Genomic DNA, 24218 nt, shown 5'->3' with positions numbered 1-24218 from the left:
GCAGCCCCCTCAGCCGGTTAGCCGCCGATGAAACGGTCCCGCCCGGCCCGGTACCCGAACACCGCGGCCAGCGCCCCCACCACCAGGAACAGCACCCCCGCCGCGGCGAAGGATCCCGTGGCCTGGTGCAGCTGCCCCACCATCAGTGTCCCGGTGGAGCCGACGCCGTAGCCCACGCCCTGCATCATGCCGGACAGGTGCGCGGCGGTGTGACCATCCCGGGTCCGCAGCATGATCATGGTCAGCGCCACCGCGGTCAGGCTGCCCTGCCCGAGGCCCAGCAGCCCGGTCCACACCCAGATGACGTCCAGCGGCCCGAAAATGCTCAGCGCGAACCCGCCCCCGGTCATCAGGGCCACCACGGTGTTGATGGCCCGTTGGTCGCGGAACCTTGCGGCCAGCGCCGGAGCGAAGAGCGATCCGAGCATCTGCAGCACGATGGAGGCGGAGACGATCAGTCCGGCCGTTGCGCCGTCCACTCCGCGTTCCCGCAGGATGGGCGCCAGCCAGGCGAACACGCTGAAGGACATCATGGCCTGCAGCACCATAAAGATGGTGACCTGCCAGGCCACCGCCGAGCGCCACACATTCACGCCGTCGGCAACGGCCTGGTGCCGCGGGTGCCGCTGCCGGACGGCCAGCGGCAGGAACAACAAAAGGACGACGGCGGCGGGCAGCGCCCAGAACCACAGCGCCGCCGTCCACTCCCCCGACGCGGTGAACACCGGGTACGTGAAACCGGCGCCCAGGGCGGCGGAGGCGCAGATGGCGGTGGTGTACAGCCCGCCCATCAGCCCCAGCCGGTGCGGGAAGTCGCGTTTCACCAGCCCCGGCAGCAGCACGTTGCAGAGGGCGATGGCGGCTCCGCAGGCCGCTGTTCCGGCCAGCAGGGCGGGCAGGTGCCCGGCGCCGGGCAGCTCCAGCGGACGGAGCAGCAGCCCGGCGGTAAGCACGCCCATGGCTCCGAGCAGCACCCGCTCGGCACCGAAGCGCCGGGCGAGGACGGGCGCCAACGGGGCGAAAACTCCCAGCAGGGTCACGGGCACGGTGGTGAGGACCACCACTGCCCAGCCCGGCAGGCCGGCGTCGGACCGTATTTCCGGCAGCACCGCCGCAAAACTGGAGAACACGGTGCGCAGGTTCAGCCCGATCAGCACCAGGCACACGCCGAGGTACACCAGCCCGCGGCGGCTGCTCACCCGTGTGGGCTCGGCGGCAGGCAGGTCGTCGATCTCGGCGTCCACCAGCGTGCCGGGGTCCGCACGCCGGACGCGCGCCGGCGCCATGGTTTTCGCTGCCGAGTTAGGGGTTTCGTTCTGGGCTTCGGTCACGAGCCCCATTCTTGCAGGAGTTATCCACATAGGGCCGAATACCCGCAGCAGCCCGGTCCGGCCGTCCCTAGTCTGAACTGACCAGGTCCTGGCGCCACAGGACACCTCCCGTAAAGGCACAAGGAGACCACATGAGTTTGCCAGAGCCGCACGTCTTAACAGCAGGGTCAACGCCTCTGCCGCCACGCCACGAGCCGCCGCCCGCCCCGGCACCATCCGCCCAGCCGCGCCGCCCGGGTAACGGCGGGGCGGGTATCGCCAGCCTGGTTCTCAGTGTCGCTGCCTCTGCGAGTCTGGTCGTGACCATACCCATGAGCCTGATAGCCGCGCTGCTTACCCGGGCGGACATGGGCCGCGGTCAACTGGACTGGGTGGCACCGCTGGTCCTCTGGAGTCTGCCAGCGGTTCTGGGGCTTCTCGCCGTGTCCCTTGGCATCGCTGCAGTCAGGCGTTCCTCCTCCGGATCAAACAATTGGACGGCCGCCATCGCCGGCTTGTGGATCTCCGGGCTGCACGCCGCCGCTGCCTTGATGCTCGTGCTCAGGAAAGGGGATTTCATGATTTTGTTCTGACTCGCCCCGCCCCCGTATGCCCACGGCTGCCAGTCCGGGGCCTTGGCCGCTTCCAGGGGATGATCTCAACTACTCTGGAGGGGATGAGTGAATCCCCAGAAACCCCTGAGCCTTCCCCTGCCCAGACGCCGGAGGCTGCTCCGGATTCGACCCCCGACCAGCCGCAGGCGGCCCGGCCGGTGACCCCTGGCAGCCAGGCCTCGTTCGGAACCTACGGAGGCCGGCCGGTCAGCTTCGTGCGCCGCGGAACCCGTTTACAGGGCCGCCGGCAGCTGGCCTGGGAGGAACACTCGGACCGCTGGGCGGTTGACGTCCCGCGGCACATCGCCAACACGTCGGTGCACCCTGACTACGTTTTCGACGCCAAGGCGGAGTTCGGACGCACCGCGCCCCTGATCGTGGAGATCGGCTCGGGCCTGGGCGATGCCGTCTGCCACGCGGCCGAAGAGAACCCGGACTGGGATTTTCTGGCCGTGGAGGTCTACACTCCCGGGCTCGCCAACACGATGATCAAGATCAACAGCCGCGGGCTCAGCAACGTCCGGGTGGTGGAGGCCAACGCCCCGGAGGTCCTGGCCACCATGCTGCCTGCGGGTTCGGTCAGCGAGGTCTGGGTCTTCTTTCCCGACCCCTGGCACAAGTCGCGCCACCACAAGCGCCGCCTGATCCAACCCGAGTTCGCCGCGCTCGTTGCCACGGCACTGAAGCCCGGCGGCCTGTTCCGCGTTGCCACCGACTGGTCCAACTACGCCGTCCACGTCCGCGATGTGATGGCTGGCTCCGCCGATTTCGTGAACCTGCACGACGGCGAGCGCCGGGGTCCGGAAAGCCCCCTCACCCAGGTGTGGCAGTCCGGCGTCGAATCCCTGGTGGGCGGTGCGCCGGTCAAGGAGGGCCGCGCACCGGTGAGCACCGAACACACCGGCCCCAACGAGGGCGTGGATGAAACCGGCGGCTGGGCGCCCCGGTTCGAGGGCCGGATCCGGACGAGCTTCGAAAACAAGGCACACGAAGCAGGCCGCCTCATCTTCGATCTGTGCTACCGGCGGTTATGATGCACCATGGCCTCCGCCCAGCCCTCGCCCCCGCAGCGCCGCTCCGCTGACTCGCGCGGGCTAGCGGCCGGCATCACCAGCCTCGTCACCGCTGTGCTGGCACCGGTGGCGGCCATGGTTGGCCTGTCAACGTTCATCATGGCGGCCGCGGAACCCCTCCTGGCAAACGTCCCGTTGCCGGACACCAGCGGTTACTGGGTCCTGCTGGCGGTTCTGGCGGGTCTCCTGGCGGGGCTGGTCCTGACCTCCGTGGTTACGGGAATCATGGCCATCAAACGCTCACAGCGGATGAACGCCGCGAGGATCACCGGGCTGCTGGGTCTGGCATTTACTGCGTTCAACATGACGGGCGGCATCTGGACCTGGGCCGGCTTAGCCGGACCGTGGCCCCTCCTCGGCTAAGGGGACGGCGCCGTTCCAGGCGTCAGCTCACCCGGATGGCGCCGACCACTTCTTTGAGCAGGCCGATCCGCGGCTCGAGCTGGGGGTCGGCATACGGCCAGATCACCACCACACCGATGAAGCGGTCCTTTTCCCACACGCCCACGGTGGCGGCCGCTTTCGCGTCGCCGCGTGCGTCGTCGTAACCGACGACGACGGCGTATGCGGCTTTGCCGGGAAGGTTCAGTTCGCCCTCGGTCAGCAGGCTGCCGCCGCGCTCCTCGAGGTAGTGGTCTGACATCAGGTGCGCCCAGCCGTTGGCCTGGGCCGGACCCGCAACGGAAGTGTCGTCCCTGATGACAGTGACGAGGACGTCCCCAGGCAGCCCGTACTGCTCGGTGTTCGGACCGGCGGTGGAGTCGTCCAGGATGAGGGTGTGGTCGGGGAAGTCCGCGGTGAAACCGAGCGGGGATTCGATGTGAACTGTCATGGCTGGTGGTTGCTCCTTCAGCGGTAACTCAGGGTTGGCAGGTTTGCAGGGCGGGCGGCGCTTGCAGGGCATGCGGCGTTTGTAGAGCTCCCGGCCGGATTAAAGCCGGGACAGCCTCGTGTCGTTGGGGACCTTCTGGTAAGTGCTGACGTTGGTGCTGACCTGGTTTTCCGTGCTGACCTTGACCTCGCCCGCCTTGATGTCGAATCCGCCCTCGTTGGACGCCGTGACCACGCTGTTCACCTGAATGGTGGCCGAGCCTGCCTCGTAGAGCCTGGCGGCGTCCCTGGCAGCTGCCGCCTCGTTCCCCAGGGCCACATTCTTCATGTAGCTGTCGATCACGGCACTGTTCTCCGGCGAGTAGTCGATGTCGATCTTGACGGTGCCCTGCGTACCGGCCGTCACGCTGGATTCGATGTTGCCTGCCTTCACATCCATGCCCTCCTTGATGCCCTGCGCCACGGTACCCTCCAGGGACAAGGACACCGAACTGAGGTTGTTGTCGCGGTCCATGTTCAGTTCCAGTCCGCCCTTGCCGGAGGCCTCGAACGTCCGGCCGTCCAGGTCCAGGCTGCCCTGCGCGGATACTTCCGCGCTGCCCTTGGACGTCCCGTCACTGAGGTTCTTCTCATAGGCCAGTTCCAGCTTCGCGGAGCCTTCAGCGTCGGCGGAATCGGCCCCGGCTTCAAAACTCAGCGACCCCTTGGCTTTGTCCTCATGGCCGCTGGAGCCGTTATCCGAGGCGGCGTCATTAAGGGTGTCCAGAATGTAGTCCGGCGGATTCCCGGCCACGTGCTTGATATCGCCCACGCTGTCCGGCGGGAGGTCCGCGTACATCTGGTTGCGGGCCGCCACAGCCTCTTCAATGCTGCCGAACGTGTACTCGCGTGCCACTTCGCCGCTGAGGGTGGCGCCGGCTGAACCCGTGGCGTCGTTGACGCCCAGGCCCATGTTGCCGTAGACCTTCACGGTGGCCGAGCCGTCCGCGTTTTCCACCACTTCGGTGCCCACTTCCGCGCCCCCGTGGACCCACAGCACCCGTGCGTCGACAGTGGCCTTGCCCGTCTCCGAGTAGACCGCGATGTCTTCCTTGGCCAACTCCAGCAGGTGCTCCCGCGCGAGGTCCTGGGCTGATTCCGGGATCCCGCCGTCCATGGCCATCAGGTCCAGGGCCAACGGACCGTCAGGCCCCTCCCCCTCGACCAGGTATTTCTTGTCCGCGGCCGAGAGCCCGTCCCACCATTTGGCCTGTTCCTCGGGACTTGCCCCGGCCATTGTGTCCAGCTGATCCCGCAGTTCGGCACGGTGCTCGGCGGCCTCGCGGGCAGCCTCCAGTTTTTCCTGCGCCCAGTCCTTCATCTGCCCGAACAGGCCGGTCAGCCCGCCCGGCCCTGCACCGGTGCCGCCGGAACCGGCCGCCGAGGACCTCTCCTGTTCCGCTGCGTGCTGGAGCAGGAGCTTCGAGTTCTGCCGGAGGCTTGCCACCACCCGTTCGATGCCGGGACGGTGGCTGCCGGTCCATTCCTGGCGGAAGCGCTCGCCGTCGCCGCCTTTCCAGGGAGCGGCAATGATCTGGCTCTGCAACGAGGAGGCCCTGGTGCTGAGCTGCGAGGCAACCTTGTCTGCGGCCTTGGCCAAGGCGCGAAGCTGACTGACGTCAGCACCGTAAAAAGTCATGGTGTCTCCCCAGGGAATGATGCAGTTACGAGGTTGGCGGCTGGTCCATATCGTGCCATCTTGCACCAGGCGGCGCCATGGGCATCACTCCCCATGCGGCCCCGGAGCCGGTGGCGGTCCCTCCAGCCCAATGTCGCGCCGGGCCGCCGGACCGGGAACTGTTCCGGAACCGTTTCCCGTGGCACGATTGGCCTTTAACACTTCGGCGGGACAGTCCCGCGGCGACGAGAACTGTACGAGGATCCGGACATCAGAAAAGAACTCAGAGAGGCCGCTGGGACGGCCGAGGAAGTCACCAACTCGCGGCCGCTGGAGCTCATGGCCCGCGCCGGGTTCGCAGTGAGCGGCCTCCTGCATTTCCTGGTGGGCGCCATCGCCATCCGGCTGGCCATGGGCGGGGAGGGCAAGGCGGACGTCAGCGGTGCCGTGCAGGAGCTTTCCAGCCAGCCCGCCGGCCCGATCCTGCTGTGGAGCAGCTTCGCGGCGTGCGTGGCCCTGGCCATCTGGCAGACGAGCGACGCGATTTTCGACTACAGCCACCTGCCCACCCGCGAGAAGGTCCTGCGCAAGCTTAAGGCGGCGGGCCAGGCAGTGGTCTTTGCCGCCTTCGCCCTCACGCTCGTCTCGTTCGCCATCGGCACCGGGAAGGACAACAGCCAGTCCACCAGCGACTTCACCATCGCCCTGATCAAGGCCCCGGGCGGGGTTGCGCTGCTGATCGTCATCGGCGCAGCGGTTGCCATCACCGGAGTGGTGTACGGGATCCGCGGCATCCGGAAGTCGTTCGAAAAGCACCTTCGGATGCCTGCACCGGGCACTATGCGCACCGGGGTGACTGTCCTGGGCGTGGTGGGCTACGTCGCCAAGGGCTTTGCGCTCCTGCTGGTGGGCCTGCTCATTGTCGTTGCCACTGTCCGGGCGCATCCGGAGGAATCCACCGGGCTCGACGGCGGGCTGAAAGCCCTGCGGGACCAGCCGTTGGGGCTGTACCTGCTTGCCGCCGTCGGAATCGGGCTGATCTGCTACGGCGTGTTCCAGATGGTGCGGGCCAAACTGGCCAAAATGTGAACCCGCCGCGGACCCCCGGCTAGGGTGGACGCATGCCCCAGGTACGCGCCGAGCGCTTCATCCGCCTCGATCCGGAGACCGCCTTTGCGTTCTCCCAGACCACCGGCGACTTCCGGCTGAAGTGGGACCCTTTCATTTCGGCCCGGGGCTGGCTGGACGGCGCAAAGGCCGCCGGCAAGGGCGTCCGCACCCGGACGGTCTCGAAGATGGGGCTGGTGATGGTGAGCGAATACGTCTCGTATGCACCGCCCCGGAATGTGGGCATGACCATGGTGTCCGGCCCGTGGTTCTTCGGCAACTTTGGCGGCGGGTGGCGTTTTACCGCAGCCGACGGCGGCACCCGCGCAGTCTGGAAGTACACCTTTTCCTGCCGGCCGGCATGGTTGCGGCCCGTGGCGGAGGGGATCGGCACCTGGCTGCTGGGCCGCGAGATCGAGAAACGCATCGAAGCCTTCGCGCGGGCGTGCGAGGACCCGCAGCTCGTGGCCGAGTTCCGCACCCAGCACCCCTAAATGCGGCGCCCGGCCGCCCGGTCAGGCGCTGTCGAGGGCTGCACGGACGCGCACCCCGACGCCGCGCAGCCTCTCCAGTGGTTCAGTAGCGTAGACCAGCCGCACGTACCGCGGCGCCACGTCCTGGCCCCACGCCGTCATGGGGGTCGCGGCGATCCGGCCGGCGGCCAGGAGCCGCCGCGACAGCTCCGGCGCGCGCATCCCCAGCGCCTCCGCATCAAGGAGCAGCGACCAGCCGCCCTCGGGCACCACAACGGGCAGCCCGGCCAGCTCCTCGACCACCAGGTCGCGCCGCGCCTGCCACTCCCGCACCGCCCCGGGGATCCCGTCATCCCGGCCGGTCAGCGCCGCGAGGACCCCGGCCTGGTTGAAGCCGCTGGCCACGGCGGTGTTGTAGATCGCGGCGAGTGCCACGTCTCCCATCACTTCCGATGGCCCGGCAACCCAGCCGACGCGCCACCCGATCATGCGGTAGTTCTTGGAGACACCCCCGAGGGTGATGGTGTGAGGTGCCAGTTCCGGGAAGGAGGCCGGATGGCGGTACGGCAGGCCGTCGAACAGGATCCGGTCCATGGCGGCGTCATAGAGCAGCCAGCAGTCCGCATGCAGGCAGGCGTCACGGACGGCGCCCCATTCGGCGTCGTTGAGCACGTGGCCGGTGGGCATCGCCGGGCTCATCAACAGGATGGCGCGGGTGCGGGCGGACACCGCTGCGGCCAGCCGTTCCGTGTCCAGCCGCCACCGCCCGCCGGAGACCATCAACGGAACAAACACCGGCACCGCCCCCGCCAGCCGGACCCTGTTGATCATTCCCGCATACGTGGGATCCGTGACGATCACTTCGTCGCCGTGGTCCACCGTCGCCAGGAGAACGCTGAGCATTCCGGCGAGCGCACCGCCGGTGATCACCACCTCGGACCGCGGATCGTACGAGAGCCCGGTCTGCTGCCTGAGCCGGTGCGCCACGGCCTGGCGGAGGGCCAGCGTGCCGGTGAATGGGAGCCAGCTATTGGCGGCTTTGTTTCCCACCGCGTCCCGGGTGGCGATGACGGCCGACGGCGGCGGCGCCACATCCGTGTCCAGGTTCTCCATGCGGAGCACGTCGGGATCACCACCGACGGCGGCTGCCACCTTGTCGATGCCGAATGGCTGAATCCGGGCAAACCGCCCGGTCCTGCCGCGGACCATGTGCCCAGCGTCCCACCGGGTGCGGAGCGCGTCAATGGTCCCCGGACGGCCCCTCCACCATGGAAATGACCGCCACGGTCTGCTGCCCCTCGTTGCGCAGTTCCACGCTGCTGATGCTGCTGATCTGGGTGGGCGTTGCTCCGGTGATCCTGGACCGGCCCCCAGGCGTCGCCGACCAGCTGCAGGCCCGGTCCTCGGTGCCGTCCCGGCCCTTAACCCACAGGGACAGCGTGCCCTGCGTGGGCAGGCTGGTGCCGGAGAACGAGACCTCAGTCCCCCATGCCTTCTTCATCAGGGCAAGCTGGACCTGCAGGCCGCCCGGCGCCTCCACCGAGTAGCTGGCATCCGGTCTGGGCGGCTGGTTGAACAGCGGAGCGGCCAGCGCTCCCAGTGCCAGGCACGCGGCGGCCACGGCAGCGGCGAAAGCCGCCCACCGCCGTCGTGATTTCCTGCGCCGCACCGCCAGTTCATCCAGCAGGGCGGCAGGGTCCCCCGCGGAAGCTACCCCCAACGATGTAGCTTCCGCGGTTGCTGCGGACGCGGATGGCGCACCTGTCAGGGCGACGGCATCGGCAACCGGCAGGGCATCCAGCAGTGCCGGCAGGCTGGCGAGTTCGTCCAGTTCCCGGCGGCAGGCCGCGCACCCGGCCAGATGCTGCTCGAACACCGACGCTTCGGCCGGGTCGAGGCCGCCCAGCAGGTAAGACCCCAACAGCTGGTGCAGGTCTGCGCTGCTCACCGCTGCACCCCCATTTCGTCCAGGATGGTCCGGAGTGCCCGCACCGCGTAGAACGCACGGGACTTCACCGTCCCCGCCGGGATGTTCAGTTCCCCGGCCGCCTCCGCGACGGTGCAGCGCCGGTAGTGCAGGGCCACCAGGACGTCGCGGTGTTCGGTGCTGAGCCGCAGCAAGGCTTCCTCCATCAGGACGCGGTTGAGCAGCTCATCAACCCGTTCAGCGGCTTCCGCCGGATCCGCCACGTCCCGTTCCGTCGCTTCGACAGGACGGCGCTGGGCCTTGCGGTAGTTGTCGATCAGGATGTTCCGGGCGGTGCGGAAAAGGTAGGCCCGCAGGCTGCCGGTGATTTCCGGAGCCTGCTGCCAGACACGGAGCACCGTCTCCTGGACCACGTCGTCAGCCAGCTGCGGATCCCGGGAGGCACTCAGGACAAAGCGCCGCAGCGCCGGGCCGTGCTCCCGGTAGATCGCTGCCACCACGTCCTCATCGAGCGGCATCCGTGCCCCTCCCGCCGTGCTGATGGTGCCATGCATTGTGTGTGCTGCCTCGTGCTGCATTGTGCTGCCGCAGCGGGCCGGACGCCCGCCGTTCCCCCGTTACGACGCCGCCCGGGCCCAAACGGTTCAACGGGCCTAAAATGTTCACCCGGCAGCCGTCCTGAACCGTTCTGCTTCGTGAACCATTCTGCTTCCCTGCACGTCGTACCGGATAGCGCCGGACCCCACCAATTTGGCCGGCACGAATCCAAGGAGCTGGACATGAAAAAGCAATGGGGCGCCAGGCTGTCCATCGTGGCGCTGGCCGGTGCCCTCACCGCCTGCGGCGGCGGTGCCGGAACCACCCCCACCACTGGTACTCCCGCCACTGGCACGCCCACCACCGCGGAGAGCACGACGACGGCCTCCGCCCCGGCGGAACTGAAGACCGCGTCAACGGCGGCCGGCCAGGTCGTGGTGGACGCGCAAGGCATGAGCGTCTATTTCTTCACCAAGGACGTGAAGGACTCCGGTGCGAGCGCATGCACCGGCGCATGCATCGCCGCGTGGCCGCCAGTCCTCACGGAATCGGACACGCCTGCCGTTGAGGGCATGACGGGCACCGTGGGAACCATCTCCACGCCGGAGGGCAAGAAGCAGGTGACCGTCAACGGCCTGCCCGTGTATTACTACGTCAAGGACAAGGCCGCCGGTGACATTACCGGCCAGGGCGTCAACGACGTCTGGTACCTCGTCAGCCCGGCAGGAGAGATGGTGAAATCTTCGTCGGGAGGATACTAGCGGAAGGACATTAGCCCGGCGGAACTAGCCGGCGTTGACTACCTGGACGGCAACGGACCAGGCAGCTCGGGCAGCTCCACCGGGGGTGTGGGAATAAGCTCGGAAGGATCGGGGCTCACCGGGGAAACGGGAATCGGCTTCCCGGCGGGCAGCTGGCCGGGGTCCGGAATGCTGCCCGGGTCCAGGGGATCGGGCTTGGCGGGCAGCGTGTGACCCGGGGTGCGGGTCGTGCCCGGGGAGGGCGTTGCGGGATCGGCCGTGGTGCCGCCGGCCTGCCCGCCCGGGGCGGATCCGGCGTCCGCGGGAGTAGCGGCCGGCGTCGTGGGGGCAGTCGCGGGAGAATCTGGCACCGTGCCCCCGGTTTCCGGCGAGGGATGAACCGCTGTCTTTCCCGCTGTGCCGGAGGTCAGGGTCCCCACAACGACGGTCACGGCGTGGCGGAAGTTCTCATCGGAGGCGGCCGCGGCGGCACCGCCGGCGGCAAGGGCCGCGGCGACGGAGAAGGCCGTGAGCGGCAGGCGGCGTTTGCGGCGTCGCCGGGCAGCCAGTTCGTCCACAGCCGGGTGTTCGACCGTGGATTTTCCGGCAAACGGCTGTTCCGCGGCGGGCTGTTCTACTGCGGGCTGGTCGACGGCGGAAGCAGCCGACGCCGGGAACGTGGCAGCCGGGGCCATCAGGGCTTCCACTTCGGCGGACGGCCGGGGGCTGTCCGCTGCCAGGGCACGCAGTTCCAGCAGGACGGGGCGAAGGTCGCCGGCGTCTTCCACGCCGGCGTCGGCCAGCAGTTCGTCGATGATCCGCTGGTTCCGGGATGAGGAGGTCTCACTCATGATGTGCCTGGCTTCCTATTGAGGCGCGTTCCCTGAGGGCGCTAAGCGCCCGGCGATGCAACTGTTTGACTGCTCCCGGGGTCCTGCCCATGACCTCGGCGGCCTGTTCCACGGACAGGTCCGCAACCACCCTGAGTGCGAGTACTTCCTGGTGGTCCGGGCTGAGCCCCCGGAGCAGGGCCCCCGCGCTGCCGTGGACATTTTCGAGCGCCAGTTCCTCGGCGGATGCTGTGCTGCGCGCGTCGAGGTCGGCCTCATAGGGGCTGAGTGCCGGGGTCCGTTCGTTGCGGCGGTAGTAGTCCACCATGCGTGCGTGGGCGATGGAGAAGATGAGTGACTTGGCGCCCTGGAGCCCCCCGCTCAGGCCGTCAAGCTTCGGATAGAAGGCAAGGAACACGTCCTGGGTGACTGCTTCCGGATCGTCCACTCCCCGCGCCCTCAGGTACCCGAGGACGGCGCCGGAGAACTTTCGGTAGACAAGGGTGAACAGCACGGCGGGGTCGGTCCCGTCCGCGTGCACGTATTCATCTGCCAAAGTGTCGAGCACCCTCAGGCTCCTCCATCCCACGCAGCACGGTCCCATCCTTCCGGGTTCCGAAAGGCTGTGGACCGGCTCCAGTCGCACCGCGGGACTCCCGCCGAAGCGAAGGAGTCCCGCGATCCACCATAGGTGGCTGTGTTATGGACGGCCAGCTGAGGTGGGCAGCTCCGGGAGCTCGGTGGGGACCTCGGCGGGGAGTTCCGGCGCGGCCGGGACGGCTGCCTGGGTGGGCAGTTCCGGTGCTTCCGGGACCTCCGGGGCTTCAACGTCGACGGCGGCGGCACCGGAACCGGCGACGTCGGCCTTGTTGCCGTCAGCCTTGGCGGCTGCATTGGCTTCAGCGTTGCCTGCGGCAACTACGTCGGCACAGTAGCTGTCGATGTTGGCTTCGCCCTCGGCGGCGACGGCCAGCGACGTGAAGCCGGTGGATGATGCTGCCAGGCCGCCCTTGGTGAAGGCGGTGCACAGGCCGTAAGCGGCGGGGCCGGTGGCGTCAGGGCCGACAGCGGCGGCGGCCGATGCCTCGGCGCTGGCGTCGTCGCCTTCAACGGAGCCGGCTGCGGCGGCGTCAGCGTCGACGGAAGCGGACGGCGTGGCGGAGGCTTCAGCGGTGGCGCCGGACGTGGCGGTCTCGGAAACGCCGCCGACGCGCGGGGCGGGGGCGCCGAGCAGTTCGTGGGCGCTCTGCTGAACGTCAGCGGGAAGGGCTCCGGCAAATGCGGCTGCGCCGGTGCCACCGACTGCCAGCGTGCCGGCCGCCAATGCGCTCGCGGCAACCTTACTAGTGGCAAAAATAGTGAACAAGGACATGAAACCCTCCGAAAACATATACAACAGTGTCAGTAACGGCCAGGTTGGATCCGGCCACTCAAGCGGCGCGGACGCGGTCCGCACTCCCCTTACATCGATGCGGGGTACGGAAAAGTTACGCGGTCCCGGAAATTCTTTTCGGGACGGTTCCGGCGGCCGGAACGAGGATCAGCACATGCGCAACCTGACCGATCTGAAGAACGCCGCCAGGAGCTGGCAGACCATAGTGGACAACAACCACGCACTGCTCCTGCGAAAGTCCGGCCGTGTCCCTCCACTCCGATTTCTTTGACCGCAAGGTGCGCTTGACGTCAGTTGAAGAAGTGGACGACGACGTCCTGGACTTCCTGGCGAAAGCGCTCCACCAGAACAGCTGAGAATGTGACAAGGGGGAACCCGCCGCTGCACGCGGCGGGTTCCCCCTTGTGGGTGCGGAATGCCCCGCTAGTTCGCCGCTGCGCCGGCCGTGGCACCGACCTCGGCACCGGCAAGCCGGAGCCAGGTGTCCACCACGGTGTCGGGGTTCAGCGAGACGGAATCGATGCCTTCCCCGACCAGCCATTCGGCGAAGTCCGGGTGGTCGCTGGGCCCCTGGCCGCAGATGCCGACGTACTTGCCGCGCGCCTTGCACGCCTTGATGGCCATGCTGAGGAGCTTCTTGATGGCGGGGTCGCGTTCATCGAAGCCACCCGAGACAATCGCCGAATCGCGGTCCAGGCCCAGGCCCAGCTGGGTCATGTCGTTGGAGCCAATGGAGAACCCGTCGAAGTGATCGAGGAACTCGTCGGCCAGCAGCGCGTTGGACGGAATTTCGCACATCATGATCACCTCGAGGCCGTTCTCGCCACGGACCAGGCCGTTCTCCGCCAGCAGCTCGATGACGCCGCGGGCCTCGTCCAGGGTCCGCACGAACGGGATCATCAGCTTGACGTTGGTCAGCCCCATCTCGTTGCGGACGAAGGACAGGGCCTCGCACTCGAGGTCGAAGCAGTCCCGGAAAGACGGCTCCAGGTACCGCGAGGCGCCACGGAACCCGAGCATCGGGTTCTCTTCGTGCGGCTCGTAGGCGGGTCCGCCGATCAGGTTGGCGTACTCGTTGGACTTGAAGTCGGACATGCGCACAATCACCGGTTCCGGCGCGAAGGCCGCCGCGATGGTGGACACCCCTTCGGCCAGGCGCTTGATGTAGTAGTCGCGCGGGCTGCCGTAGGCGGCGATCCGTTCCCGGATCACCGCGGCCACGTCCGCCGGCTGCTCGTCCAGGTTCAGCAGCGCCTTGGGGTGGATGCCGATCTGGCGGTTGATGATGAATTCGAGCCGGGCCAGGCCAACTCCGTGGTTGGGCAGCTGCGCGAAGGTGAACGCCTGCTCCGGGGTACCGACGTTCATCATGACCTTGACCGGGGCCTCGGGCAGCTGGGTGATCTCGGTGTCCTCGACGCTGAAGTCCAGGAGCCCTTCGTAGATCACCCCGGTCTCGCCGTCGGCGCAGGAAACGGTCACCTCGAGGCCGTCGGACAGGACGTCCGTGGCGCCCCCGGTACCGACGACGGCGGGAATCCCCAGTTCCCGGGCAATGATGGCCGCGTGGCAGGTGCGTCCGCCGCGGTTGGTCACGATGGCGGAGGCACGCTTCATGATCGGTTCCCAGTCCGGGTCGGTCATGTCGGCGACCAGGACGTCGCCGGTCTGGAAGGCGGCCATCTGGTCGATCGAGCTGAGGATGCGGACGGTGCCGGCGCCGATGCGCTGGCCGATGGCGCGGCCTTCGACCAGGACCCGGCCGGTCCCGTTGAGCCGGAAACGGCTCAGGCTGCCGGAGGCGCGGCGGGACTGCACTGTCTCGGGGCGCGCCTGGAGGATGTACAGCCCGCCGTCGATCCCGTCTTTGCCCCATTCGATGTCCATGGGGCGGCCGTAGTGGTTCTCGATGGCCACGGCGTGCCGGGCGAGCTGCTCGACGTCGTCGTCCGTGAGGCTGAAGCGGTTCCGCAACGAAGCCTCAACCGGAACAAAATCGATGGTGTGGCCCACTTCGCGGTTGCTCGTGTAGGTCATCTGGAGCGCCTTCTCACCCAGCCCGCGCTTGAGGATCGCCGGGCGGCCGGCCTGCAGGGCGGGCTTGTAGACGTAGAACTCATCCGGGTTGACGGCGCCCTGGACCACGGCCTCGCCGAGGCCGTAGGAGGAGGTGACGAACACGGCGTCGTTGAATCCCGATTCGGTGTCCATGGTGAACATGACGCCGGAGGCCCCGACGTCAGAGCGAACCATCCGCTGGATACCTGCCGAGAGCGCCACCTCGGCGTGCTCGAACTTGTGGTGCACGCGGTACGCGATGGCGCGGTCGTTGTAGAGCGACGCGAACACATCCTTGATGGCGAGCAGGATGTTCTCGATGCCGCGGACGTTGAGGAAGGTCTCCTGCTGGCCCGCGAAGGAAGCATCCGGGAGGTCTTCCGCGGTGGCGCTGGAACGGACGGCCCAGGAGAGGTCCTCGGAGCCGCCGTGTTTCTCCACCAGCTGCTGGTACGAGTTCCTGATCTGCGCCTCGAAGTCCGGCAGGAACGGCGTCTCGCGCATGAGGGTGCGGATTTCCTGGCCCGCCGAGGCGAGGGCGGTCACGTCGTCGGTGTCGAGGCCGATGAGCCGGTCGGCGATCTTCCGGTCCAGTCCGGAGTCTGCGAGGAAGGTCCGGTACGCGTCCGCAGTCGTGGCGAAACCGTCGGGAACCTGGACGCCGGCAGAGGTCAGGTTCTGCACCATCTCGCCGAGGGACGCGTTCTTTCCGCCCACCCGGTCCAGGTCCTTGAGTCCGAGTTCTGAGAACCACAGGATGTCTGTCGTCATAGTTGCTGCTCCTTTGCAGATGATGGCATGCAGATGTGCCGCCCCGCTCGCGGCGATAGCCGGTTGGTGGGCGCGAATCCTGTCCACAGTGACAGGTCTCGGGCGCTCTTTCCACATGATGTGCGCCACACTCAGATTGTGAAACTTTTCCCTAATGCTTGAGGTTCATTCGCTGCAGGATGGTCGCAGCCATTTCCTCCACGGAGACTGTTGCTGAATTCAGGTACGGAATCCGGTGGGAGACGTACAACTGCTCGGCGCTGCGCAGCTCGAAGCCGCACTGCCGAAGCGACGCATAGGGCGAACCGCGGCGCCGTTCGGTGCGGATCTGGCTCAGGCGCAGGGGGTTGGAGGAGAGGCCGAAACATTTCTCAACGAAGGGCCTCAGCGGCTTGGGGAGCCCTTCGCGTTCGAAGTCCTCGTCCACCAGGGGGAAGTTCGCGGCAAAGATGCCGTGTTGCAGCGCCAGGTACATGGTGGTGGGAGTTTTTCCGCAGCGGGATGGTGCCACCAGGATGACCTGGGCCTTTTCCAGCGCACGCAGGCTTTGTCCGTCGTCGTGTTCCATGGCGTACTCGACGGCGGCCATCCTGGACTGATAACGCTCCGCATTGCCCAGGCCGTGCGCCCTGCCGGGCTCGCCGCTGGCCGGCGAGCCGAGGGCCTGCTCCAGCTGTCCGACATGCGTCCCTATCAGGTCCACGATGATCCCCTGGCACGTGGCCAGGGTTTGGCGGATGTCGCTGCTGACCGCGGTGGAGAATACGATCGGCCGCGGACCGCTGGCGGCCAGTTTGTCGATGGTGCCGACGACTGTCCTGGCCTGTTCGACGGTGGTGATGAAAGGGACCGTGATGCGGTCGAAATGATTAGCGGGGAACTGCGTCAACAAGGTGTTGCCGAGCGTTTCTGCGGTAATGCCGGTGCTGTCCGAAAGGAAGTAGACAGGCCGAAGATCGTCATTGGTCATGAACGCATTCTGCACCAGGACGGCCCTGCTTGCCGTGTCATGTCCACGCTGTGAAAAGATCAAGCATGCGTCCCATGCAGCACTCCAGCAAGCTCCAGAACGTCCGCTACGAACTCCGCGGGCCCATCCTCCAGGCGGCGAAGGAGATGGAAGCCGAAGGGCACCGGATCCTGAAGATGAACCTTGGCGACACCGCCCCGTTCGGGCTGGAGACCCCCGAGTCCGTCGTGGTGGACATGATCCACCACCTGCGGGGCGCCCAGGGCTACAGCGATTCCAAAGGCATCTTCTCGGCACGCACGGCCATCTCGCAGTACTACCAGACCCGCGGGCTGATGCAGATCGGCGTCGAGGACATCTTCATCGGCAACGGCGTGAGCGAGCTGATTTCCATGTGCCTCCAGGCCTTCATGGAAGACGGCGACGAAGTCCTCGTTCCCGCCCCGGATTACCCGCTGTGGACAGCGGCCGTCACGCTGACCGGCGGCAAGCCCGTGCACTACCTGTGCGACGAGGACGAGCACTGGTGGCCGGACATGGCCGACGTCGAGTCAAAGATCACCGGGCGCACCAAGGCAATCGTGATCATCAACCCGAACAACCCGACGGGAGCGGTCTACCCGCGGCACATCCTTGAGCAGTTTGCCGCGTTGGCGCGCAAGCACCACCTGGTGCTTTTCTCGGACGAGATCTACGAGAAGATCCTGTACGAGGACGCCCAGCACATCCATACCGCGTCGGTGGCCGAGGACATCTGCGTCCTGACTTTCAGCGGCCTGTCCAAGGCCTACCGGATGCCGGGGTACCGGGCAGGCTGGGTGGCTGTCACCGGTCCGCTCGCGGCCACCCTTGCCTACCGCGAAGGACTGGAGCTGCTGGCGTCCCTGCGCCTGTGCCCGAACGTGCCCGCCCAGCATGCCATCCAGACGTGCCTTGGCGGCTACCAGAGCATCGAGGCCCTGGTCCGGCCCGGCGGCCGGCTTCGCGAGCAGCGGGACCGCGCCTACGAACTGCTCACCGCCATACCCGGAGTCACCTGTGTTCCCGCAGCCGCGGCCATGTACCTGTTTCCCCGCCTCGACCCGGAGCTCTACCCGTTCAGGAGCGATGAACAGTTCGTCCTGGACCTCCTGCGGGAACAGAAGATCCTGGTCTCGCACGGCACGGCGTTCAACTGGCCGCGGCCGGACCATTTCCGCTTCGTCATCCTCCCGTCGGTCGAGGACATCGAGGAAGCGGTGCGCCGGATCGCCGCTTTCCTCGCCTCGTACCGGACGGGAGTGGAGGACGACGGCTAGGACGCGGCGGCCATCGGCGTGTAGCTGAAGGACTTCAGGGTGAGCGTCCCGTCCTTGGTCAACGCCTTCAGGCCCTTGGGAGCACCCGCGGGAAAGACGAGTGAACTGAGGGTTCTCTCGCCGCCGTTGACGAACACTTCCACGGAGCTGTAATCCACGTAGATGCTGAGCTGGACTTGTCCGTCACGGGGAGCCGACTGCGCCCGCCGCACCGCGCCGTAGTCCGGCGCCAGGGCGGCGGTTTCCCTGGCGGCGCCGTCCCGGGAGACGAACGCGGTTTCCGACTCGAAGTCATAGCCCACCGTGGCGAAGACGCCGTTTTCGGCGAGCAGTTCCACCTTGGCTTCCGATCCGTCGTCGCCTGCCGCGCGTTCGAGCGTGAGGTCGAGGCGGTACGCTCCCCCCGCCGAAGCGGGATGGCCCGCCGCGGGAAGCTCCGGCCCCGGAAGGTCACCGGCACCGTCCGGAGTAACTTTCCGGCCCTCCACGGTGTCGGTGTCGCCGTCCAGGGACGCCAGCGCACCGGTGGGCGTGGAGACGAGCGTGGGCTTTCCGGCGACGGTCTTGAGCCGGATGTCGCGCACCACGGTGTCCGCGCCGCCGTGCCAGTCTTCCGTTGGCAGCTTCCGGGCATAGGCCCAGTTGTTCAGCCATGCGATGGCGTGGCGTGAACCCATCCGCTGGCTTTCCGTGAGCCGGGGATCGTCCCAGGTCACGGCTGCGTAGAAGTCGGATCCGTCATCGAGCCACTGGTGTTTCTGGTCCGAGGGTTCGAACCGGGTACCGTCCCAGTTCCCGGTCCAATAGGCCACGCCGGTGGACTTTCCTTCCTCGGCCCCGTTGGCGCTGGCGGCCAGCACCCAGGTCCGCTTGGCGGGGTCGCCGTCGACGTCGAGCTGGAAGAGTTCAGGGCACTCGAGGACTCCCAGGCCTTCGCGCTCAAAGCCAGACAGGTACCGCCATTCCTTCAGGTTGGCCGAGGCGTACAGGCCGATCTTTTCGCCCTCCGCGAGGGCCATCACCCACTGGTTGTTCGCTTCATCGCGGATGATCTTCGGGTCACGCCAGTGCTGTTCCCCCGGGTTGTCCATCACAGGGTTCCCCTCGTAGGGCTTGAACGAATAGCCCTTGTCGGTGGAATAAAAAAGCGACTGCCGCTGGATGCCCTCGTCCTGCTGTGTCATGACGGCGATGACGGCATCTTTGCCGAACCCTGCGGTGTTCCCGTAGTCCACCACGGCGCTGCCGGTCTCAATGTCACCCAGGCCGTTCTTGTACTTTTCAATGGCCACCCCCTCGTCCTTCCAGTGCACCAGGTCGGTGCTGGTGAGGTGGTACCACTCGGTGCCGTTCTCCTCGGGGTAGCCGGCGTTGTACAGGTAGTAGTAGTGCCACTGACCGTCCAGCCAGAACGGCCGCTGGGGATCGTTCATCCAGTTTTCGCGGGGCGTGATGTGGTAGCTGGGCCGGTAGGCGGAGGCCGCGTCCGGCCGTGCAAAGGCGGACTCCGCCGGTGCGGGCAGCTCCGGTCCGGCGCCGAGGTCGGCCAGCATGGCATCTACCGCTTCGGGAGTGACGCAGTCCGGGCGGGAAATGTCCGCGGAGCCGGCCCGCACTGCCTTTGCCTGGCCGCCGGAGTCCTGCTCGCTGGAACGCAGCACTACGTCCTCCCCCGCCCGGGCGGCGGCCACCCAGCCCTCGGCGCATGCAATGGCGCGGAGGTCGGACACCCCTTCGGTCCGCAGCGGGCGCGCCAGGCTTTCCAGGCTGCGGTCACCCCGGGCCAGCCAGAACGAGCCGTAGCGGCCCTTCGCCTCTTTGGCTTCCGCCTGGGCCTCGGCAACGTCGGCCAGGGCTTCCTCGGCCGGGCCACGCGGATCCTGCTGCGACCCCGCACCCACCACGATGGCAACGGCCACCAGCACCAGGGCAGCGGCAGCGGCCACCGCCGCCCACAGGGCGCGGGGCGTGAGTTTGCTGGGAAGGAACCTGAGCGACATGTCCACCGATCATCGGGATGCACAAACGCCGGCGCCGGTTTTTTGCCGGCGCCGGCGTTCAGCATGTTGGTCTGATTCCGCTCAATTTTACAGGGTTTGCCGCTTCCGCGGTCCCGCAGTGGCCCTAGGCGTCGGCCTCTTCGAATTCCACGGCGGCAATGATCTCCTTGGTAGTGGGGCTGATCATGAAGGCCTCGTCGTCTTCTTCCACCATGATGAAATCGCCCTGGTCCGTGGTGAAGTGCCAGGCCAGGATGGTCTCCCCGTTGTGCTCGTAGTTAGGATCGCCCATGGTGATTTTCTGCAGTTCCTGGCCCGCGACGTCGCACAGTTCACGGATGATCAGTTCAAACTCCGGCGCGTTCTCCAGGGCTTCTTCCGCCGCCTCGGCCTGGCGTTCCGCGAGGTTGGGGATCTGGGCCACGCGCTCGGCGATGTGCAGTTCCAGCTGCTCCTCGTCAAGCAGCAGCAGGCCGTCCTGGCCACGGAGCCACGCGGCGTTGAGCGCGATGATGTCCTCGGTCTCAAGCAGCGATTCGAAGGCTTCGTCGAGCTCTTCGAGTCCCCGGACCGGCTCCGGAGTAGCTGACTCGCCGTCCGTATCCCCGTCCAAGTAGATGTCGGCGTCATCCTCGGAGAGCGCATCAAACGCCTCAGCGGTGCGGTTGAACAGCGCCAGGTGGGCGGTGGCACCCATTCCTTCCAGACCTTCGCGAACGTAGGCGTCGATTTCTTCGCGCTCAGGCACCGTAAAGACGTACTGCGCGAAGCCGCCGGCCAGCGCCTGGGTGAGGTAGAAGTCGACGTAGTAGCTGCGCAGGGCATTCGGCGCGATTTCCGGGGCGTCGAGGAGCTCCGCGTACATGGCGTTGACCACCGTCACGTTGGAGTCGACAACGTCCTCGTTGGCTGCCTCGGCACTTTCGGTTGCCAGGACGACGGGGTGCTTGATGGCGGTCTGACCGGTGCTCATGGGAAATCCTCACTGCTGAAAGCGGGTGTTACTCAGGACCCTTCCACGCTATGCGGGCCAACCGGCCGGCAAGTCGAGGAACAGTTGAACGTTGGGCGAAGTTTCAGGGCCTCTTCCGGCTCGGTAAGATGGATCAGATAACCTGCAGATTTTTGACCTGCTGAAAGTAGCGCGCACCATGCCATCCCAACCGGACGAGAGTGCGGCACTGGCAATACAGACCCCCGCGATCAACGACCGCTCCCTCGCGGCCGGGCTCGCCTACGCCATGGGCAGCCGCGTTTCAGGCATCTCCTTTGATGCCGCCACCGGCCTGATGCTCGGCAAGGTCCGCGGCGGGGCGGACGCGCCCTACTCAACCACCGCCAAGCTGGTCCGGAAAACCGGCGGCTGGAGCTGCACCGTCGGAGTGTGCAGCTGCCCGGTGCGGAAGGACTGCAAGCACGTGGCCGCGCTGCTGTTCGCGGCGGAGGACAATCCGGCCACCCGGGTGCAGCTCCTGGCACCGGCCGAGTCCACCCGGCTGTCCCGCGAACCGGTGGTGCTGGACATGCCGGACTGGGAACAGGCGTTGGGCCCGCTCATTTCCCGGCCCGGCATCACCCCGTCCACCAACGGCATCCCGCTGGCCCTGCAGTTCGACATCGAGGAGCCGGCGCCGCACTTCTCCTACACCGGCAGGCGTGATCCGCTCCGCAGTGTCCGCCAGCTGAAGGCCCGCCCCGTGATCATGGGGGCCAAGGGCAAGTGGATCCGCGGCGACGTCTCCTGGAACACCCTCAGTTACCTCAATTACCGGCGCGAATGCAACGAGGCCCATGTGGAATGGATGCAGGAATTCCTCGCGTCCCACACAGCCCTCGCCAACCGGCAGCACAACTCAACGGCGCCCTGGCTGGGCTTGAACACCTACGCCGGGAAGAACCTGTGGAGCCTGCTCGCCCAGGCCCGGAAGATCGGCGTCGCGCTGGTGCACACCGGCAGCCAGGAACCCGTGCGGTTCGTGGAGGAGCCGGCCGCCGTCGGGCTTAACCTGACCCGCTTCGGAGCTTCCGGCGGGGATGCGGGCGGTGCCATTGCCGCCGTCGAAAGTGCCGCCGTCGCAAAGGGAAAACCGTCCGACGACGGCGGGCTGACACTGGCGCCTACCATCACCGTTGAGGGGGAGGTAGTTGATCCGGCGTCCGTGGGGACGATCGGCCGGCCGGCGCACGGGATTTTCCTGACGTCCGGAGCGGACGCCCTGCCCGGTGTCGGCACCGGATCCATCATCACGCTGGCTCCGCTGGAAAACGGGCTCAGCGAGGAACTCCTGACGTTCGTCACGGCCGGCAGCACCCTGCACATTCCGGCGCGGGACGAGACCCGCTTCCTCACCGGTTTCTACCCCAAGCTCAAGCAGGCCGCCCGCGTCACTGCCTCGGACGAGTCCGTGGAGCTGCCGGCGCTTGCCGTTCCCACCCTCTCCCTCCTGGCCAACTACGGCGCCGACCATAAAGTGCGGCTGCACTGGGAATGGCACTACACGTCCGGGACCCTGGTCACGGCGCAGCCGCTGTGGCGTCACCCCGGCGACCACGGCTACCGTGACGACCCCACCGAAGCCCGCATCCTCGAGGCCGTGGGCCAGCCCTGGGACGTTGTCCCGAAGCTGGGCGAATCCGCGACGGGAGGGTGGGGCACTCCTCGGCTGGCAGCCTCGGCCGAGCTCAGCGGGCTGGACACGCTTGCCTTCACCGAGGAAGTACTGCCACGACTCCGCACCATTCCGGATGTTGTGGTGGACACCGCGGGCGACATCGCCAACTACCGCGAAGCCGAGGAAGCCCCAGTGGTTTCCATCTCCACCAAGGCCACGGAACAGCGCGACTGGTTCGACCTTGGCATTGTGATCACGCTCGAGGGCCAGCCGGTGTCATTCGCGGCCTTGTTCTCAGCCCTCGCCGCGGGCCAGACGAAAATGTTGCTGCCCAGCGGCGCCTACTTCTCGCTGGACCTTCCGGAACTGCACCAGCTGCGCGACCTCATCGAGGAAGCGCGTTCGCTGCAGGACAACAAGGACGCGCCGCTCCAGATCAGCCGGTTCCAGGCCGGGCTCTGGGACGAGCTGGCACATCTCGGCATCGTGGACCAGCAGGCCTCCGCCTGGCGCGAGGCCGTGGGCGGGCTGCTGGAGGGCGGCATCACCGGGCTGCCCCTGCCGGCAACGCTGAACGCCGAACTGCGCCCCTACCAGCTGGAGGGCTTCAACTGGCTGAGCTTCCTTTACCGGCACGGGCTGGGCGGGGTGCTGGCTGACGACATGGGCCTGGGCAAAACCGTCCAGGCACTGGCGCTGATCTGCGCCGCAAAGGAGCACTCCTCGCTTGACGGGACAGCGCCCGACGGCGGCGCTGCACCGGCAGCACCGGGCTCCGCACCCTTTCTCGTCGTGGCCCCCACCAGCGTGGTGGGCAACTGGGAGGCCGAAACCGCACGCTTCGCGCCCGGGCTCACGGTCCGGGCCATCGGCGAAACGTTCGCGAAGAACGGAATGGACCCTGCCGAAGCCATGGCAGGCGTGGACATCGTGATCACGTCCTACGCCCTGTTCCGGATCGACTACGAAGCGTATGCGTCGCGGGAGTGGGCCGCCCTGGTGCTGGACGAGGCCCAGTTCGTGAAGAACCACCAGTCCAAGGCCTACCAGTGCGCGCGCAAGCTTCCGGCGGCATTCAAGCTGGCCATCACCGGTACCCCGCTGGAAAACAACCTGATGGAGTTCTGGGCGCTCACCTCGATTGTGGCGCCGGGCCTCTTCGCGAGCCCGGGCCGCTTTGCGGAGTATTACCAGAAGCCGGTGGAAAAGAACGGCGACAAGGGGCAGCTGGACAAGCTCCGCCGTCGGGTCCGCCCGCTCATGATGCGCCGCACCAAGGAGCAGGTCATTCATGACCTGCCGCCCAAGCAGGAGCAGATCCTGGAGGTGGTGCTGAACCCGCGTCACCAGAAGGTGTACCAGACGCACCTGCAGCGCGAGCGCCAGAAGATCCTGGGCCTCATTGAGGACGTCAACAAGAACCGCTTCACCATCTTCCAGTCGCTCACCCTGCTGCGGCAGCTCAGCCTGGACGCGTCCTTGGTTGATCCGTCCCTGTCCGGAGTCCGGTCCAGCAAGCTGGACGTGCTGTTCGAGCAGCTGGAGGATCTGGTGGCCGAGGGGCACCGGGCGCTGATCTTCAGCCAGTTCACCGGTTTCCTGGGGAAGGTCCGGGAACGGCTCGTGGAGGAGGGGATCGAATTCTGCTACCTCGACGGCGGCACCCGCAACCGTTCCGACGTGGTGAACGAGTTCAAAAACGGCTCCGCGCCCGTGTTCCTGATCAGCCTCAAGGCCGGCGGCTTTGGCCTGAACCTGACCGAGGCGGACTATGTGTTCCTGCTGGACCCGTGGTGGAACCCGGCTTCCGAGGCGCAGGCAGTGGACCGCACCCACCGGATCGGCCAGGCCCGAAACGTGATGGTGTACCGGCTGGTGGCCAAGGACACCATCGAGGAAAAAGTCATGGCGCTGAAGGCCAAGAAGTCCCAGTTGTTCGCCGATGTGATGGAAGGCGATGCGCTCTCCGGCGGTTCCCTGACGGCAGAAGACCTGGCCGGCCTGTTCAACGACTGAC

Annotated in this window: 21 protein-coding genes; 8 read left to right on the top strand and 13 right to left on the bottom strand. The window is 67.1% G+C overall.

Features of this window, described 5'->3' with window-relative positions:
- Nucleotides 1–17: 17 nt before the first annotated feature.
- Complete coding sequence (locus tag WMN78_RS14185; protein WP_340534516.1) at nt 18–1286, bottom strand: MFS transporter; 1269 nt, start codon at nt 1284–1286, stop codon at nt 18–20.
- Nucleotides 1287–1462: 176 nt separating this feature from the next.
- Here WMN78_RS14185 and WMN78_RS14180 point away from each other — a divergent pair, with 176 nt between their 5' ends.
- The 3 genes from WMN78_RS14180 (at nt 1463) to WMN78_RS14170 (ending at nt 3360) form a co-directional block, all read left to right on the top strand.
- Entirely contained in the window at nt 1463–1903 is a 441-nt protein-coding gene (locus tag WMN78_RS14180; RefSeq protein WP_340534382.1) for a hypothetical protein, read from the top strand.
- A gap of 83 nt (nt 1904–1986) precedes the next feature.
- Complete coding sequence (gene trmB, locus WMN78_RS14175; RefSeq protein ID WP_340534381.1) at nt 1987–2958, top strand: tRNA (guanosine(46)-N7)-methyltransferase TrmB; 972 nt, start codon at nt 1987–1989, stop codon at nt 2956–2958.
- A gap of 6 nt (nt 2959–2964) precedes the next feature.
- A complete protein-coding gene (locus WMN78_RS14170) occupies nt 2965–3360 on the top strand; it encodes a hypothetical protein (protein ID WP_340534380.1) in 396 nt (131 codons plus the stop codon).
- A 22-nt stretch (nt 3361–3382) separates the two neighbouring features.
- Here the strand turns inward: WMN78_RS14170 and WMN78_RS14165 are convergent, their stop codons facing one another.
- Nucleotides 3383–3829, bottom strand: coding sequence for a hypothetical protein (locus WMN78_RS14165; protein ID WP_340534379.1), 447 nt, complete (start codon nt 3827–3829; stop codon nt 3383–3385).
- A 99-nt stretch (nt 3830–3928) separates the two neighbouring features.
- A complete protein-coding gene (locus tag WMN78_RS14160) occupies nt 3929–5506 on the bottom strand; it encodes a WXG100 family type VII secretion target (protein WP_340534378.1) in 1578 nt (525 codons plus the stop codon).
- A 318-nt stretch (nt 5507–5824) separates the two neighbouring features.
- Between WMN78_RS14160 and WMN78_RS14155 the strand changes: the two genes are divergently transcribed.
- Nucleotides 5825–6574, top strand: coding sequence for a DUF1206 domain-containing protein (locus WMN78_RS14155; RefSeq protein WP_340534377.1), 750 nt, complete (start codon nt 5825–5827; stop codon nt 6572–6574).
- Between the two features lie 32 nt (nt 6575–6606).
- Nucleotides 6607–7086: an SRPBCC family protein gene (locus tag WMN78_RS14150; protein WP_340534376.1), complete on the top strand. Its 480-nt coding sequence runs from the start codon at nt 6607–6609 to the stop codon at nt 7084–7086.
- A 21-nt stretch (nt 7087–7107) separates the two neighbouring features.
- Here the strand turns inward: WMN78_RS14150 and WMN78_RS14145 are convergent, their stop codons facing one another.
- The 3 genes from WMN78_RS14145 to WMN78_RS14135 are packed head-to-tail and all read right to left on the bottom strand — an operon-like array spanning nt 7108 to nt 9510.
- Entirely contained in the window at nt 7108–8274 is a 1167-nt protein-coding gene (locus tag WMN78_RS14145) for a pyridoxal phosphate-dependent aminotransferase (RefSeq protein WP_340534375.1), read from the bottom strand.
- A gap of 31 nt (nt 8275–8305) precedes the next feature.
- Nucleotides 8306–9013 (bottom strand): zf-HC2 domain-containing protein, encoded by a 708-nt coding sequence (locus WMN78_RS14140; RefSeq protein ID WP_340534374.1) that lies wholly within the window; start codon nt 9011–9013, stop codon nt 8306–8308.
- Entirely contained in the window at nt 9010–9510 is a 501-nt protein-coding gene (locus tag WMN78_RS14135) for a sigma-70 family RNA polymerase sigma factor (protein ID WP_340534373.1), read from the bottom strand. Before WMN78_RS14135 ends, WMN78_RS14140 begins: the two co-directional genes overlap by 4 nt.
- Before the next feature lie 261 nt (nt 9511–9771).
- On the opposite strand from WMN78_RS14135, the gene WMN78_RS14130 reads away from it, so the two are divergent.
- Nucleotides 9772–10290, top strand: a complete 519-nt coding sequence (locus WMN78_RS14130) for a hypothetical protein (protein WP_340534372.1) — start codon at nt 9772–9774, stop codon at nt 10288–10290.
- Nucleotides 10291–10328: 38 nt separating this feature from the next.
- Here WMN78_RS14130 and WMN78_RS14125 read toward each other — a convergent pair whose 3' ends face one another.
- From WMN78_RS14125 to WMN78_RS14105, 5 genes are all read right to left on the bottom strand, one after another.
- Nucleotides 10329–11120: a hypothetical protein gene (locus WMN78_RS14125; RefSeq protein ID WP_340534371.1), complete on the bottom strand. Its 792-nt coding sequence runs from the start codon at nt 11118–11120 to the stop codon at nt 10329–10331.
- The gene (locus WMN78_RS14120; RefSeq protein WP_340534370.1) at nt 11113–11667 is read right to left on the bottom strand and encodes a sigma-70 family RNA polymerase sigma factor; all 555 of its coding nucleotides are present in this window, start codon (nt 11665–11667) and stop codon (nt 11113–11115) included. The genes WMN78_RS14125 and WMN78_RS14120 overlap by 8 nt, the downstream gene beginning before the upstream one ends.
- A gap of 132 nt (nt 11668–11799) precedes the next feature.
- A complete protein-coding gene (locus tag WMN78_RS14115; protein ID WP_340534369.1) occupies nt 11800–12471 on the bottom strand; it encodes a protein tyrosine phosphatase in 672 nt (223 codons plus the stop codon).
- A gap of 444 nt (nt 12472–12915) precedes the next feature.
- A complete protein-coding gene (gene ppsA, locus WMN78_RS14110; RefSeq protein WP_340534367.1) occupies nt 12916–15321 on the bottom strand; it encodes a phosphoenolpyruvate synthase in 2406 nt (801 codons plus the stop codon).
- A gap of 151 nt (nt 15322–15472) precedes the next feature.
- Nucleotides 15473–16291 (bottom strand): pyruvate, water dikinase regulatory protein, encoded by an 819-nt coding sequence (locus WMN78_RS14105; RefSeq protein WP_340534366.1) that lies wholly within the window; start codon nt 16289–16291, stop codon nt 15473–15475.
- A 65-nt stretch (nt 16292–16356) separates the two neighbouring features.
- Between WMN78_RS14105 and WMN78_RS14100 the strand changes: the two genes are divergently transcribed.
- Entirely contained in the window at nt 16357–17589 is a 1233-nt protein-coding gene (locus tag WMN78_RS14100) for a pyridoxal phosphate-dependent aminotransferase (RefSeq protein ID WP_340534365.1), read from the top strand.
- On the opposite strand, the gene WMN78_RS14095 is transcribed toward WMN78_RS14100, so the two are convergent.
- Nucleotides 17586–19589 (bottom strand): glycoside hydrolase family 32 protein, encoded by a 2004-nt coding sequence (locus tag WMN78_RS14095; RefSeq protein WP_340534364.1) that lies wholly within the window; start codon nt 19587–19589, stop codon nt 17586–17588. The two genes, WMN78_RS14100 and WMN78_RS14095, sit on opposite strands and share 4 nt — an antisense overlap.
- Before the next feature lie 124 nt (nt 19590–19713).
- Nucleotides 19714–20562, bottom strand: a complete 849-nt coding sequence (locus WMN78_RS14090) for a DMP19 family protein (protein WP_340534363.1) — start codon at nt 20560–20562, stop codon at nt 19714–19716.
- Between the two features lie 178 nt (nt 20563–20740).
- On the opposite strand from WMN78_RS14090, the gene WMN78_RS14085 reads away from it, so the two are divergent.
- Nucleotides 20741–24217: a DEAD/DEAH box helicase gene (locus WMN78_RS14085; protein ID WP_340534362.1), complete on the top strand. Its 3477-nt coding sequence runs from the start codon at nt 20741–20743 to the stop codon at nt 24215–24217.
- The last annotated feature ends 1 nt before the right edge of the window (nt 24218 follow it).

The sequence above is a fragment of the Arthrobacter oryzae genome (assembly GCF_037911235.1).
In the GTDB taxonomy this organism is placed as follows: domain Bacteria; phylum Actinomycetota; class Actinomycetes; order Actinomycetales; family Micrococcaceae; genus Arthrobacter; species Arthrobacter oryzae_E.
This window is presented reverse-complemented; position numbering and strand designations above follow the sequence as displayed.